Origin of the sequence: Paenibacillus sp. RRE4, assembly GCF_031844205.1 — a bacterium.
GTDB lineage: Bacteria > Bacillota > Bacilli > Paenibacillales > Paenibacillaceae > Paenibacillus > Paenibacillus xylanexedens_B.
Map to the genome: position 1 here is coordinate 1 of NZ_JAUZUT010000015.1, position 15,006 is coordinate 15,006.

Annotated in this window: 14 protein-coding genes and 1 tRNA gene; 3 read left to right on the forward strand and 12 right to left on the reverse strand. The window is 46.6% G+C overall.

The features are described 5' to 3' along the window. Positions 1-398: 398 nt before the first annotated feature. Positions 399-472 (reverse strand) — tRNA-Arg (locus tag Q9R46_RS26820). Between the two features lie 286 nt (positions 473-758). Between Q9R46_RS26820 and Q9R46_RS26825 the strand changes: the two genes are divergently transcribed. Beyond that, positions 759-1,052 carry a magnetosome magnetite crystal formation protein family gene (locus Q9R46_RS26825; RefSeq protein WP_145335335.1) on the forward strand — a complete coding sequence of 98 codons (294 nt, stop codon included), beginning with the start codon at positions 759-761 and terminating at the stop codon, positions 1,050-1,052. Positions 1,053-1,217: 165 nt separating this feature from the next. Here the strand turns inward: Q9R46_RS26825 and Q9R46_RS26830 are convergent, their stop codons facing one another. Further along, the gene (locus Q9R46_RS26830; RefSeq protein WP_090919153.1) at positions 1,218-1,574 is read right to left on the reverse strand and encodes a hypothetical protein; all 357 of its coding nucleotides are present in this window, start codon (positions 1,572-1,574) and stop codon (positions 1,218-1,220) included. A 75-nt stretch (positions 1,575-1,649) separates the two neighbouring features. Continuing rightward, positions 1,650-1,949 carry a hypothetical protein gene (locus tag Q9R46_RS26835; protein WP_311282429.1) on the reverse strand — a complete coding sequence of 100 codons (300 nt, stop codon included), beginning with the start codon at positions 1,947-1,949 and terminating at the stop codon, positions 1,650-1,652. A gap of 191 nt (positions 1,950-2,140) precedes the next feature. Between Q9R46_RS26835 and asnB the strand changes: the two genes are divergently transcribed. Further along, positions 2,141-3,985 (forward strand): asparagine synthase (glutamine-hydrolyzing), encoded by a 1,845-nt coding sequence (gene asnB / locus Q9R46_RS26840; RefSeq protein WP_311282430.1) that lies wholly within the window; start codon positions 2,141-2,143, stop codon positions 3,983-3,985. Between the two features lie 89 nt (positions 3,986-4,074). On the opposite strand, the gene Q9R46_RS26845 is transcribed toward asnB, so the two are convergent. The 9 genes from Q9R46_RS26845 to Q9R46_RS26885 all read right to left on the reverse strand — a co-directional run bounded on the left by Q9R46_RS26845 (position 4,075) and on the right by Q9R46_RS26885 (position 14,147). Continuing rightward, positions 4,075-5,772 (reverse strand): methyl-accepting chemotaxis protein, encoded by a 1,698-nt coding sequence (locus tag Q9R46_RS26845; protein ID WP_311282431.1) that lies wholly within the window; start codon positions 5,770-5,772, stop codon positions 4,075-4,077. 338 nt (positions 5,773-6,110) lie between these two features. Next, entirely contained in the window at positions 6,111-6,974 is an 864-nt protein-coding gene (locus tag Q9R46_RS26850) for an STM4011 family radical SAM protein (RefSeq protein WP_311282432.1), read from the reverse strand. Then, complete coding sequence (locus Q9R46_RS26855) at positions 6,971-8,356, reverse strand: STM4012 family radical SAM protein (RefSeq protein ID WP_311282433.1); 1,386 nt, start codon at positions 8,354-8,356, stop codon at positions 6,971-6,973. Before Q9R46_RS26855 ends, Q9R46_RS26850 begins: the two co-directional genes overlap by 4 nt. Positions 8,357-8,368: 12 nt before the next feature. Then, positions 8,369-9,154 carry an STM4013/SEN3800 family hydrolase gene (locus tag Q9R46_RS26860; protein WP_311282434.1) on the reverse strand — a complete coding sequence of 262 codons (786 nt, stop codon included), beginning with the start codon at positions 9,152-9,154 and terminating at the stop codon, positions 8,369-8,371. Continuing rightward, positions 9,147-10,433, reverse strand: coding sequence for an STM4014 family protein (locus Q9R46_RS26865; RefSeq protein WP_311282435.1), 1,287 nt, complete (start codon positions 10,431-10,433; stop codon positions 9,147-9,149). The genes Q9R46_RS26860 and Q9R46_RS26865 overlap by 8 nt, the downstream gene beginning before the upstream one ends. After that, positions 10,434-11,276 (reverse strand): STM4015 family protein, encoded by an 843-nt coding sequence (locus tag Q9R46_RS26870; RefSeq protein WP_311282436.1) that lies wholly within the window; start codon positions 11,274-11,276, stop codon positions 10,434-10,436. It lies immediately after the preceding gene. A 316-nt stretch (positions 11,277-11,592) separates the two neighbouring features. Continuing rightward, positions 11,593-12,216 (reverse strand): XTP/dITP diphosphatase, encoded by a 624-nt coding sequence (locus Q9R46_RS26875; protein ID WP_145335351.1) that lies wholly within the window; start codon positions 12,214-12,216, stop codon positions 11,593-11,595. A 1-nt stretch (position 12,217) separates the two neighbouring features. Further along, on the reverse strand, positions 12,218-12,973 hold the full coding sequence (rph, locus tag Q9R46_RS26880) for a ribonuclease PH (protein ID WP_090919178.1): 756 nt from the start codon (positions 12,971-12,973) through the stop codon (positions 12,218-12,220). Positions 12,974-13,091: 118 nt separating this feature from the next. Next, positions 13,092-14,147, reverse strand: coding sequence for a GerMN domain-containing protein (locus tag Q9R46_RS26885; RefSeq protein WP_311282437.1), 1,056 nt, complete (start codon positions 14,145-14,147; stop codon positions 13,092-13,094). Positions 14,148-14,372: 225 nt separating this feature from the next. Here Q9R46_RS26885 and Q9R46_RS26890 point away from each other — a divergent pair, with 225 nt between their 5' ends. Then, entirely contained in the window at positions 14,373-14,939 is a 567-nt protein-coding gene (locus Q9R46_RS26890; protein WP_123064590.1) for a phosphatidylglycerophosphatase A family protein, read from the forward strand. Positions 14,940-15,006 lie beyond the last annotated feature (67 nt).

Genomic DNA, 15,006 nt, shown 5'->3' on the forward strand with positions numbered 1-15,006 from the left:
CAAGAAGCCTTATTTGTAGAAGAAAAGGCCTTCTTCAATTCTAACGATCCTCAGTAACGCTATTTCGTTACATCCGTATGAAAAAGTACAAAAGAACTACAAAATCGAGAAAATAAGGTCTGTGGTGATCATTAGAATCTCGAAACGATGAAAATGGGGGAAATAGCGCTTCTGATGATCGTTAGAATTTTTAGCACGATGGCGAGATGCCGATTTATTGTGAAATGGCTTATTAGCTTTCAGCAACGGTTTGCTTCCTGAAGTCAGAGCCGCGAGGTAAGAGTTGACGAAGTGAATACTTAAGCACACAAGGCAACGGAACCTAATGCTTCGACGAACCTTCGGGGTTCTCATACCCCCGTACGCAAAAAGCTTCCCGAAGGAAGCTTTTTCTTTGACGTCCCAGGAGGGATTCGAACCCCCGACCGACGGCTTAGAAGGCCGTTGCTCTATCCTGCTGAGCTACTGAGACAAATATGTATAATAAAATTCGGCACGATCTCTATTATACTCCGATTTCTATTTTTAGCAATAGTTTTATTAAAAATTAATAATGCATCCCAATAACAACCAGCATCTTATGAGTACGTATACTTAGACAAAAAGCCGAATAAGCTAATCTTTTTGAGGTAATATTGAAGTAATAACGAGAACTATTAATAGTACCCGTACCAAGTGTATACTTATTCAGCACCCTTCCATCTGGGTAATCTGTTGCATACATACATTATGAAATTCTATTGAAGGAGAGAACATTTATGAGACAACTTTTATCATCACTATCCTATTTCAGCATTTTTTTTGCCCCGTTTCTGTTTCCCATTATTGTATGGATTGTGGCGAGAGATGAATACATTGCAGGACATGCGAAGCGAGCACTTTTCTCCCATGTCTTTCCTTTCCTTGCGGCGATCCCGCTGCTGTATTTCTTCATAACAGCCCACAGTTTAGCATCAGCAATCGGGTTTGTCGTTCTGTTCTTTGTTATATATGGCTTGAGTTTTGTATACAATGTGGTAAAAGGAATTCAGGTCCTGCGTGAATATTACTAAGACTAGCACACAACTATTAAAATCTATTCCCTATCCAAACAAACCCGCTGTGATGTTACAGCGGGTTTGTCCATCATAATTACTCTTTAATTCTACATACGTTCTTTATCTGCTTATCACTGCTGATTGCATAATCCTAATCACTTGTACAATTGTGCTATCTGATTATCCCTGACCAATCAGGTACCGTTGCAGCGTAGGGCCCAGCAATCCAAAAGCAAACAAATTACTTTGAAACTGAGCTTTATCCTCTTCTGCCGTAATGCCCTCGCTATTTTCAAATGCCGTTTCCGTCGCATCTTCAAAGGCGGTATGCATGTTGTTGTTATACCAGTCAATGGCTCCATCCGAGTGATTCCGCACAATACGTACCACTTGCAGTTCATTGGCGGGCTGAGTACTAGCTACATATACAAGTAATGACGGATCTCCCGCGTTGCCAGGCTGTACTTCAACCTCTGCACAAGATAACCCGTCCACTTCTGTTAATCTGCGTATTTTAGCATCCTGAATGGCATACATTGTCATCTTCTCCTTTTGTTCTGATCATTTGCAATTGTTTCAATTGCTTCATTCTAATCATGTTGCTCACTCTGTTCATGTCGTTTGTTCAATCTGGTGCCTGGTCTCTGGCGTACCTAACCGATAAATTTCCCGGTATACCTGTTGCAAAACAGTTTCATAAGCACGATTCACATCATGTTCTGGCGTGTCCGGCCAGGGAAATACCATTCCTGGAAAAGCTTCTTCTTCCTTTTCCTGCATAAGATATAGTAATCCCAGTAAATGTTCGGCTTCCTGCGGTGTTGCCTGAATCACCCATTCATACGACGTTACAGACGAATCCGGTATGACAGAGCGGCCCATGACAGACACATAATAATTGGTCCTTTCCATTGCATGTACTCCCCTTCACAGGCAGCTTAAGGCTGTATCCCTACATATAGTTTCCGAAGAGGACAGACATTTTATGCCTGCTTTCGGCATATATTTGTTACGACCTCTGACGAAAAAGAGAACATTTGCTAGTTGCTTCGAATTTGGCAGCATACGGATGAATGACTCGATTAAGAAAGGATGAACAAACCATGTGCGGTATAACCGGCTTCGTACAGTGGAATCGGGATTTGACACAGGAATCGGAGCTGCTCGTTCGGATGACGAATAGCTTATCGAACCGTGGCCCCGATGCTTCAGGTACATGGATTTCCAACCCCTGTGCTTTTGGACATCGCCGCCTCAGCGTAATGGACCCGGAGAACGGGGCACAGCCCATGCATGCCTTGCAAGGAGATTACTCCTATACCGTTGTGTATAACGGAGAACTATACAATGCACCCGAATTGAAAAAAGAGTTGCTTCAGCGTGGGCACCATTTCCGTACTCAATGTGACACAGAAGTTCTGCTCGCCTCATATATCGAATGGGGACCGGTATGTGTTGAAAAGTTTAACGGTATCTTTGCTTTTGCAATATGGGACGGCGCAAGAGAACAGGTCTTCTTAGCCCGTGACCGGCTGGGCGTCAAACCTCTGTTTTACAGTAATGCAAATGATACACTTGTATTTGGTTCAGAACCCAAAGCGTTGCTCCTTCATCCAGATGTGGAAGCTGCAGTAGGACCCGAAGGACTCGCCGAAGTATTTATTGTCGGACCTGCACGAACACCAGGACATGGTGTATACTCTTCACTTCATGAACTGAAGCCCGCTCACGCCATGATATACAGCCGGAATGGGATCAAGACCTATGCCTATTGGAAGTTAGAATCCGTGCAACACGAACATAATCTGGAAGAGACTGCAGTTGAAGTACGCCGTCTGTTGCAGGATACGCTAGAACGCCAGTTAGCTTCCGATGTTCCTGTATGTTCTCTTTTATCCGGCGGCCTTGACTCAAGTGCTCTATCAGCTTTGGCTGTCGATTATTATAACCGAACAGGGCAAGGTCAAGTGAGTACGTATTCGGTTGATTATGTGGATAATGCGAAACACTTTCAAGCCCATTCCTTTCAGCCCGGGGCAGATGGCCCATGGATTCAGCGGATGGTGGATGAGCTCAAAACCGATCATCACTGGATCGAGATTGAAAATGGTGAACTCGTTCATGCACTGACTCAAGCTATGCTTGTAAGAGATTTGCCGGGTATGGCAGATGTCGATTCATCCTTGTATCTATTCTGTAAAGAGATCAAAAAAGGAGCAACTGTCGCCATCTCCGGCGAAGCTGCTGACGAGGTATTCGGCGGGTACCCATGGTTTCACCGAGATGAAATGCTGAATTCAGGTACATTCCCTTGGTCTGTAGCACCCGACATGCGAGCAGGGCTGTTATCTCCAGACATTCGGGAGTGGATCAGACCGCTCGACTACCTTGTAGACCGATACTCGGATGCCGTAGCAGAGGTTCCACGACTGGAAGGGGAAAAGGGGAAAACGGCTCAGATGCGTGTTATGTCTTACTTGAATATTACCCGTTTCATGCCTACACTGCTGGATCGCAAAGACCGGATGAGTATGGGCGCTGGTCTGGAAGTGCGCGTCCCTTATTGCGATCATCGGCTCATCCAATATGTGTTTAACATTCCCTGGGAAATGAAAATTACCGGTGGAAGAGAGAAAGGTATCTTGCGAAAAGCGCTTGAAGGTGTCCTGCCTGACGATGTGCTGTATCGTAAAAAGAGTCCATATCCCAAAACACATAATCCGCAGTATCTTGCAGCAGTCAAGCAGCAGGTTCTTGAAATACTGGATGATCCAACTTCGCCGATCCTGCCTCTAATCGACAAAGTACAGATTCGGAATCTCGCCTCTTCCCCAGATGCCTCATCCAATCTGCCGTGGTTTGGACAATTAATGTCAGGGCCACAGTTGTTTGCTTATTTGACTCAAATCAATAGCTGGCTGAAAACATATAACGTTGCGATCCGATGATTCAATTCGCTATCTTCACAACCGCAATAAAAAATGCCCCGTACCATCAACATGGTGCAGGGCATTTCACATATTTACCTTTTTTTAATTTAAGAAACTTTAAAACGAGCAACGGACTGCTGTAACATCTCCGCCATAGATGAAAGATCATTCGCTGCCGATGCAATCTCTTGCATCGCAGACAATTGCTCTTCGGTTGTTGCACTTACTTCTTCTGTGCCCGCAGCCGCGTTCTCCGTTACATCCATAATTGATTTCATAGACGCATTAATCTGCTCTACGCCAGCATTCATCTGTTCAATGGAAGCAGACACTTCCTGCGCTTGTCCCGCAACACCACTAACTGAAGTTCGAATCTGGTCAAAAGTAGACCCTGCCTGGTGTACTAATTGTATTCCTTCTTGCACCTCAGAAGATACCACGCTCATCGAATGCGCAGCATTTCTCATGCCTGTCTCAATGGAAGAAACAAGTCCGACAATTTCTCCTGCAGACTGTGCGGATTGCTCTGACAATTTTCGAACCTCGGTAGCCACGACCTGGAATCCTCTGCCGTGCTCTCCAGCTCTCGCAGCTTCAATGGCTGCATTAAGAGACAACAGATTCGTCTGGGCAGATATTTCCGAAATCGCGTCCACCATTTTCACAATATCTGTCGAGTGTTTACTAAGTTCTTCAATAACTCCTGCAAGGCTCGAAACTGTATTCTGAATGGAATTCATCTGACCAACCGCTGTGCGAATGGATTCACTCCCCGATATCGTCTGGGCAGAAGCTTCAGCAGCCTGCTCGGAAACAACAGTTGTATTTTCAGCCACTTGCCGGAAACCGGTAGCCAGTTCATTCATCGTCTGGAAACCTTCGCTGACCATACGAACCTGGGCATCCATCCCTGTTGCGATCTCACCCATCGTAGTGGCTACTTGTTCATTAGCTATAGCCGTCTGTTCGGTACTTGCCGTTAATTCTTCCGACGAAGCTGCTACACGTTCTGCACTATCATTCACTTGATGAATCAGCGTACGCAAATTGACGGACATCACATTAAATGCTTCAGCCATCTCCCCGATCTCGTCTTTGTTACGAATCTTCAATGATTCCCCTGTTAAGTCACCTTCCGCAATACGGCTAGCGGCTTGTGCAACAGCCTGCACCGGTTTGGAGATCATTCGGCCGATGACCGTTGCGATTGCCAGACCAATAATAATAGAAACGATACCCAGGATGCTGATTAACCGAAGAACCGTAGCCGTCTGAACATTGGCCGCAGCGATCCCTTCATCCATTGCTTTTTGCTGATGGTTTTCCATCGACTCAACGATATTCTCAAATTCAGTTATAAGCGGCGGGACGGTATTTTCCATTAACCGGGATATTTCTTCCACATTCCCTTGATTGGTCAAAGACATTACGTTTTTTGAGATATCATAATATTGGCTCATCAATTTTTCGGAGTCTGCCAGATATTGTTTCATATTGGTACTGGTAACTGTCGCTTTTAATTCTTCGCTCAATTTTATGTAATCTTCATACGCTTGCTGAAATGCGTCCTCATTCTCCTGACCAGGTTTCATGATGTAATTCCTGAGAGCCACTTGTTGTGATTTCAGGTCAATCGTCATATTTTTAATTTTAAGCAATTTGCTTGTTCTATCATTGATTAAATCGGTGAACGTTTTTTCCAAACTTACAAATTGAAAGTATGAAATAGCTGTAACCGTTACCAACAACACTAAAACGGACGAAAAACCGATAAGTAACTTTTGACTGATGGATACCCTTTTCACGTTGAATTCCTCCCGAATTTCAATACAAGTATGTAAAATAATTTATACTTTTTCACACTCACCCCCAATAATAAGCCTAAAGACCTATAATTTTATATATAACAATATAATAATTATATATATCATTCAATAAACAGGTCTTTATTCCTAATTAATACTAACCCAAAACCACCAAAACTTGAAACATGAAATATATTAAATTTGCAACAAAAAAAGTCAAGACCTATTTACTACGGATTTAGGAATCTTTCTTTTATTACAGAAAATAAAAAAACACCCTCCAGTACACTTGCAAACAAACCTTACGGTCTGAGGCAAGCACTTACTGAAAGATGAGTTTATTGATGAATGAAGGTCGGATTCCGCTCTAGCAGTCCTGTGCCAAATTTGTCTCTGAACGGGGAATCCTGCATATGAATATATCCGATGTAACAACCGCATTTTTTCATACCACAAGGCCGGTCTTTAGCCAAAGCCTGCAAACCATCACGATAGAGATGACCGATGATACGTCGATCCTTATAACATCTTTTTACATGACCCGAGCCTTGAACATAAAACACATCCGAGCCTGCAGCACAGCGCTTACCCAAGCTATCATAGTCCTGCAAATTCCCTTCAAAGAACGGGTCAATGTCCTTGAGGAACTTGATTTCGTCCGGGGTGTAGTAGTTCGGCCGATCTTTGAACGCATTGATCCACATATATACATCGTCAGGCAGGGCATTCCTCATGGATTCTATGGCTGGAAATGCACTGCGTAGTCCCACCGTGCCGACGCTGAAAGACAGCCCCATCTGCCGTAATGTCATACATTGGTTCACAAAGGAATTCTCTTTGGTCTCACGAGGGTGATACGTTGCCCAGAAGGCCGCTTTGTCTGCATGCAACTCACTTGCCCAATCCAGTTTTACAGAAAGGTTGGTCTGAATCGCTACCTTATCCACATGAGCCATATGTGACAATTCAACCATCGCTTCCCGATACCAGCGCCTCACCAAAGCTTCGCCGTAGGGGTTAAAAAAGATCGAAAAACGATGCCCATGAATCTCCTGTTCTCTCACCCAGTTTACAAACTGGCGAAGCTGCTGTTCATCCACGTTTAACGTTTCTTTGGAATCCACTGTTTTGCTAAACGGACAGTAAGGACAGTCATAGTTACAAGAGGACAACTTTCCCCGGTAATACAAGGTCGCTCTCATGAGAAAACAAATCCTTCCATCTGCTCCCGAATATCCGCAGAAATAAGCCAGTCTCCAATGGCATCGGAGTATCCCAGCCCCTCCTCTGTCAAACGTAGCACTTGCCCTCCGGCATCGACATCCAAGCATGCCATCTCTTCGACCAACAATTCGTTCAGCCAAGGGTAGTCAGACATCACATCTGTTCCGAACCTCTCTTGGTAAGCGGACAACATGAGTCCTTCACGATGTAGCAACGCTTTTAATATAAATCGGCGTTTCTGCTCTTCACGGCTTAACACAATGCCATAATCAGCCACATCATAACGCTCCGTGCTCACATAATCAGCAATAATGCTTTGCGTAGCCTTATAGGTCACACCATATTTAGAAGCATAATGAACCTCGCTCGTATAGGAGCGGGCACCACATCCCAGACCGACCATGCCCTCTTCCTGACAACTGTACGGTAAAAGTGCTTTGGCAGAAGACTGCTCCTTCGCAAATCTGCGCATCGAATATTGCGTGTACCCTTTGCTTTTTAAAAGTTCACGCGCTGCTTTGTATAGTTGCATCCGAATATCCGGTCCTTGACGCTGAATATCCTCTGGCTTTACGATCGTATTTTCCCGTGTATATAAAGGATAAATAAATACTTCCCCCGGATCATAAGCCAGCACACGTTCAAGGGAATAAATCCATGTTTCCTCCGTTTGTCCCGGTAAACCATAGATCAGATCCAGATTCAATAGCGGAAAATCATAACGAACCAGCTTCTCCAGTGCGCGTTCTACCTCTTGTGGTTTTTGCGGCCGATAGATGGCGGAGGCCTCTGCTTCAATAAAGCTCTGAATCCCCATACTCACCCGATCCACGAGTCGTTCCTTCAAGATGCTTAATTTCCCATCCGTAACGGTGTCAGGGGAAGTCTCCACCGATATAGAAGCTTGTGACGGATCAAGTCCCATCGTATGTTCAGCAATGTCAAACAGCCGGCTAAGCTGAGTCTCATTCAACAATGTCGGTGTTCCCCCGCCGATGGCAAACCTCGAATACGGTCTACGCGAAGTCACTGGCGCCCACTGCTTTGCTTGACGTTCAAGTGCGTCCACATACTGTTCATGGCTATCCTGCCGCTTGTCCGGCAGTGTGAACAGGTTGCAGAACCCGCAACGTGCAGCACAAAAAGGGATGTGCATGTATAAAAAGTAAGTCTCCGTATCTTCCTTCTCCCACAGCGATTGCAACGGAACAGGCGGAGTCAGTTCACGATATGCGGTCTTATGCGGGTAAGAGTACAAATAGGAACGATAAGGGAATGTCAGCACATCACGAAGACTTGCTACTGGATCGGAGGCAGAATGTGTGACACCTGCTGTAGTTCGCTCTGCATACTCACTCATCAGCTTCCCTCCTTATAAAATAAATTCACGATACGGCACCGTCCAAACAACATCATGCGCCAGCCGGTGTCCGTGATACCCATCTTCACCATAGGCAGTGCCATGGTCAGAAAAAGCAAGGCAGAACGTTGGCCGTTCTCGCTTTCTCATCGCTTCAAACAACGGCCCTAACGCCTTATCCACATATCGCAGTGCAGCCCGCTGCGTCTCTACCGAGTCTTCTCGGGCTCCCTCAACAAAGTATCGGTTGGGGCCGTGAATGGCGGAAACGTTCATGAAAAGAAAAAGCTTCTCATTTGGCCCAGTCTGATCAAGCAGCTTTAAGGCATGGTTGACTTGGTTCTCTGTTGACCTTGGATTGGTAACCCCAAAATTCATGCGCCAATAACTTTGCTGAAAATAACCAGGCAGTACTTTGGCGAGAGGATTCTTTTTCGTAAAAAATATGACGCCACCGATACAGATCGTTCGATACCCTTCGGCGGCAAAGCCGGACACGATATCCGGCGTATCAAACAACCAAGTATGAGGATGGGTTTGAAGTCCCGTATTTCGAGAATGGAACAACCGGATATGAGATGCTTTATCTGTATTTGCAGGTGTGGGCATAAAACCGCCAAAAAAAGCATGGTGAGCCGCATACGTAAAGCTCCCCGGGGTATGCCGTTTCTCCCATGAACCCGAGCCGCACAGATTGGGGCAATGCTGTTCTTCGAGTTTGGCAACGTCATACCGCAGCGTATCCAGTGTAATCATCAATATATCATGGGAGCCTACAATGGCGTTCATATCAGGCATGTCGAACAGGCTCCTTTCGCAAAAGCTTCATTTCCCATTCATAAGGGGACATCTCTTGATGTTTGACCCGGTATAACAAATCTCCGAACGGGTTCACATCCAGCACGTACGCTCTAGTTTGCATACCGCCGGTAAGCATCACATCAATGCCTGATGACCATGAATTGGGGAAAGTCAACATCGTATCCCGAGCTACTCTCTGGATAATCGACATGTGTGGGTCGGGCAGACCAGCTTCCGCTGGTAGCATGCGCTCATTCCGTAAATGAAGATTGGTGATTGGTGTACGGCTAAGACGCATGACCGCATGTCCAGCCTGCCCTGCCGCTACAAGTTGACGAATATCATAAGCGCGCTGATCCAGTGTTGCTTTGGGCATCCACCGTTCAATTTGAGCCCCTTCAGCACAAAGCCAGCTCAGCAGTGTACGAATCTCTCCAGGATGCGCATACTTTTGCAGTTTACCCTCGTTATAAAAGAGCGTTCTACCCTGACTGGTTTCCATACCTACGGTTGTCACAGCAATCTCTGCACCTGTTCGCGGATTCACCTGATATGCAACCACGCCAGAAGCAGCCGAGCCGCAAGCAAGCTTGACAAAAACGCGATGCATCCGTGAGGCGTCCATCGCTGCTCGCAACTGTTCCCAGCACTGAATTGGCTCGGAAGAAGGTAATATCGGTGGCACCGAAATTCCATGACGCATGAGGTGAAGCTGGCATTCTCTTTTATCAAACATCATGCCAATCTCGTCAGGATCATTCCAGAATTGCACATCAGGCCATACTTCACGCGCTTCTCGCGCAATCCGGTCAAGACAAGCCTTCCAGCCTCTGAACCATTGGGCAGGGGCATAAATTCTACCCCATTGTTGCTCTAATGTGAGCGCTGCTTCGGCGGAGAACGATTCCCGCTCTACCTTTTGCAAGGAGGACGGCAGATCAGTTTCTACGCAGGCTTTCACTCCCTTAAAGCTCGGCACTTGATCGCTCAGCACTTTGCTTTCCGATACATCGTAGTCGGTTGCCCCGAGATGTAACAGCCCGCGCTCTACCTCCCAATCCTCTCCGGGAGCATCCAATCGAATGAGCGGACTAGGGGAACCAAACTGCACAAGTTCGGCAAGACTGCCTCCGTGTCTCCAGGTTCGAAGCAGATTCTCATAAGGTAACACCGTCGCGGGTTTCATGCCCATTCGGCTTCTGGCTTCTTGTATTCCTGCCGTTCGTCGGTTATCTGGATTACCGATTAATAACAGATCCTTTTCATGCCACATCATTTATTCTGTCAGCATCGGGAAACGCCAGTCATCCTCATCACTTTCCTGCTGGTCACTGACATCCACCGACATGCCTGATTGTTTAAAACGCTCCATCATTTCGTCCGTCATGAAGTGATAGCTCAGGTTCAAATGTTTTAATTGTTTGATTTGTTCGCTGGCAAGCAACGCTTCTGCACCTTCATCGGATAATGTGCCTTCGGAGAAATCAAGTATCTGAATCTGCTCCAAGATCGATGCATCTGCAGCAGCCTTGGCAATCTCATCCTGTATTTCGCTGTCCTTCAAACCTAGGTACTCCAGTTTAGGGAAACGACCTTTTTCAAGCAATGGCAGTACGTCCTCTAATGAACCGTTAAATCCGTAATCTTCCACACCCAGATACAGTTCGAGCTTGCGCAATTCAGGCAATTCGGCGGCGGCAATGGAATGTAACACTTTTTTCGGCAGACCGCCACAGATAATAATTAATTCTTCCAGCTTGCTGTGCTGGAGAGGTTCCAGTTCAAGTCCGCTGCTGCCTTTGATCACAAACGAGGTCAAATTCGGAAAAGCTTGCAGAATCGGCGCAAGATTCGTCTGAACAATCCAGGACACTTCGCATTCTTCGGACTCCATATCTCCGATAAACAATTGTTTCAACGCCGGGAAACTTGGTGCAAGCTCAATCAACGTATCCTTGAATTCCTGCGGAGAATTTTCATAAGCTTGTCCCCAATCCCCAATGATCAGGCTGTCCAGCGTTGCCGCTTCCGGTTTTGCTGCCAAATCTCGAAGGAGTGTTTCCATTCGAGTACCGTCTTCATAGTCATCGTAAGATACAACCAGCTTCACTTCTTGCATGCCAAATCCCTCCCGTATAAGGTGTATCATCTTTCACTAATTTGAATGTTAACCCATACCCGGTCTGACTTGCAACTTCTTCCAACCCCAGTCCCACTGCCATTCCCAATCATGCAAACCACCTCCTGTTCGGTATAGGAAAAAGAACACATGTTCCCCATATCTAATATCTTTAATCAGTCATGATATCTAGGTATATGGAAGGAGCACACTTGATTAGCTTAACAACGCATATCAAAAAAAACGCTAACAGAGTGACAACTTTTCCCCACAGGAATGAAAGTTGTTTCCATTAACGTCTTAATGAATTCAATGCTTATGCTTGCAAGCGGGAAACGAGTGCTCGCAGCGCATGTCCCCGATGACTGATCGCTTGTTTTTGTTCCAACGTAAGTTCTGCCATCGTTTTCTCATACTCCGGCACATAGAAGAGGGGATCATATCCGAAGCCACCCTCACCTGCAGCATCAGCTGTGATCCAGCCATCAGCCGAACCCTCAGCTTCATACTTGTCTCCACTTGCTGGATCGTAAAGCACCAGTGCGCACACGAATCGAGCAGGACTTAACAGCGGTTGCTGGGAATCCTCACCTGACTTTAGCGCAGCAAGAGCATCCAGTAGCTTGGCATTGTTCTGGGCGTCGGTTGCACCTTCACCAGCATATCTTGCGGAATAAACACCCGGTTCTCCGTTCAGCAAATCCACACAAAGTCCTGAATCGTCTGCCAGAACTGGTAGACCTAGTGCATCACCGACGGCCTTTGCTTTTTTCCACGCATTCTCGGCAAAGGTAACACCGTCTTCCACAACATCCGGAAGTTCCGGATAATCAAACATGCTTTTGACCTCTTTGCCCAGCGGAGCAAAAGCATGCGCGAATTCACGTACTTTTCCTGCATTGCGGGTGGCAACAATGATAACCGGGCTGTCCAGACTCATCTTAAGCCTCACCCAATCCACGTGAACCAATCTTCAGCGCGATCGGTCCAAGGGCTTCTTTTTGCCGCTCGATCATTTCCAAAATTCCCTGTTCGCCAAGTTCCAGCATCGCATTCAGTTCACGGCGGTCAAAGGGTGCTTCCTCACCTGTTCCCTGAAGCTCCACGTATTTCCCGCTGCCCGTCATCACCAGGTTCATGTCTACTTTGGCTTTGGAGTCCTCATCATAATTCAGATCCAGTACGGGCTGTTCTCCGACAACGCCTACGCTCACGGAAGCGAGGAAGTCGGTAATCGGGAACACTTGAAGTTTGTGCTGCTGGGCAATTTTGTTCACTGCGAGCGCGAGCGCCACAAATGAACCGGTAATCGACGTTGTGCGTGTGCCTCCGTCCGCCTGAATCACATCGCAATCCAGCGTAATGGTACGCTCCCCAAGTGCCTGCAAATTCACCACCGAACGAAGAGCACGGCCAATCAGACGTTGAATCTCCATCGTGCGTCCTGTCAGCTTGCCACGATTCGCTTCACGCTGGTTGCGAGTATGAGTAGCACGCGGAAGCATAGAGTATTCTGCTGTAACCCAGCCCTTGCCCTGTCCTTTCATAAAAGGCGGAACACGTTCCTCCACCGTTGCCGTACAGATTACCTTTGTATCACCGACTTCAATCAATACAGAGCCCTCGGCGTATTTATTCGTGTTAATTGTTAAATTCATCGGGCGCAGCTGTTCGCTAGTTCGTCCGTTAGATCTCATATCTTCTGCCTCCTACGACTTAAGCATCCTGTAATGTTGAACTTGTTCTTTCTTGCAACCATCCTTTATATTTTACCAAAGAGTTCAGTTAAAAGCACCCTCGGGGCTCTTTTATCTGTTAAATCGGGATCTCGTTAATGTATTCTGGCTTGGACACCGGCGCACTGTAATCCCGGTTATCATCGCCTTTGACCGTTTTCTGCCCGTTCCATTCAATCTGCACTTTGGCATCCTTGCTGACTGTATTCTCCGCGGTGGTCAGGACAACGGACTGCAACAACTCACTAGGTACCATATCCCCTTCTGTGAACATATCATCCTTCAGCGCAACCGTTACCGTGCCATCCTCAGACGTCTTAACAGATTGTAATTCCGTCCCACCTGTCATCACTTCTTCCAATTCTCCGTCCTTGGCTGGCCCCTTGATCAACTCGTTTAAAGCGGCCTGAACGCGGTCGCCACCTGGAGCCACAAGCCGTGTAACCGGAACATAATACTGCACACCAGCAGGAGAAGCGGCTGAAAAATAAACCGTCACAGGACTGCTGTTCGTTGTAAAGGATTCACCTAAATCCAGATTAATGCCTACCGCACGATTCAACGGCTCAGGAAGAGGTGTACTATTGACAGGCATTTGACTCAGCTTTTTACCATCTACCCAAATCTGTACGTTGTTTATCTCCGGCGTACCTGTCAGTGTCCACGTCACGGCTTCCAGCATTTTACGCTCATCTTTGGCATCGTATTTGGCAAAGTTACCCGAGAACTCGACAACAGCCAGCTTGTCATCGGAGTGGATGGTTACATTCTGCACGACCGTTCCTTGTGGCAATACACCCTTGAACCCTTCAGGTAACATTCCAGCATATGCTCCGCCTGTAACTAATGTATCCAGAGCTGTCTTCGGACTGCTTACATCGGTTCCGGATGGGAGGGTTAACGAGACTGGAGCGAGCATCCCCTGCTGGTCTTGCAGATATACTGTCGTAAGCGGAAGTGTTGCAAGCTTTCCATTGCCTTCGGCGGCCTGAATCATAGCGGCTTCCTGAATACGTGGCGGCGGATCAATCGCTTCTGAAGATTGGGCTCCGAACATTCCACAACCAGATAATACGACAGGAATGCCAAGCAATGCTGCCGCTGATGCCTTACGTAAAGATGGGATTTTTCTCATGATCACGTTCCCCCTCATCATTTTTACAGTTTGTACTACCATGTATACGAGCCTTCGTTCAAAAAATAACTACTTTTTGCACAAGCTCTTGCTCAATCTGGCAATCTTCATGTGACACAAACATAAAAGCAACGCGATACGGTTAATAACGTATATAAGTAAGATCTATGCAATTCATCGATATATAAGTTGAATGAATTTTTTACACCAGAGGAGGATTCGCCCATGGAGCATCCGGAGCAGGAAAAAATCCCTTACAGTCTGAATAGCCGCAAAGTTGCTGAAGCCACAAGGGAATGGTTACACAAACGGGGCGTCACGATTCCTGAGATCGCAGAACTGGTCATGCTACTTCAGAAAAAGTACTATCCTGGACTAACGATGGAAGAATGCATTGAGAACGTGGAGATGGTTTTGAAAAAACGTGAAGTTCAGAACGCTGTCCTGACGGGTATCCAGCTTGATCTCCTGGCAGAACAAGGACAACTGATCTCTCCTTTGCAAGAGATGATTGAGAACGATGAAGGACTGTATGGCGTAGATGAGATTCTCGCCTTCTCGATCGTGAATGTATATGGCAGTATCGGATTTACCAATTACGGTTATGTGGACAAGCTGAAACCCGGGGTATTGGAACGTCTCAATGACAAAAGCCTGGGGCCTGTGCATACGTTCTTCGACGATATTGTCGGGGCCATCGCTTCAGCCGCGAGTAGCCGGATTGCTCACCGCAAACAATCCGAGCTTGAAGAAGCACTGGGAGAAAAGCCAGTCAGCGACGACAAAATCTAGTTTGGTTTTAGAGTGGTTTCCGAAGGAAAACGAGTCAAAAAAAGCGGCCAGTGCAGGCCGCTTCTTT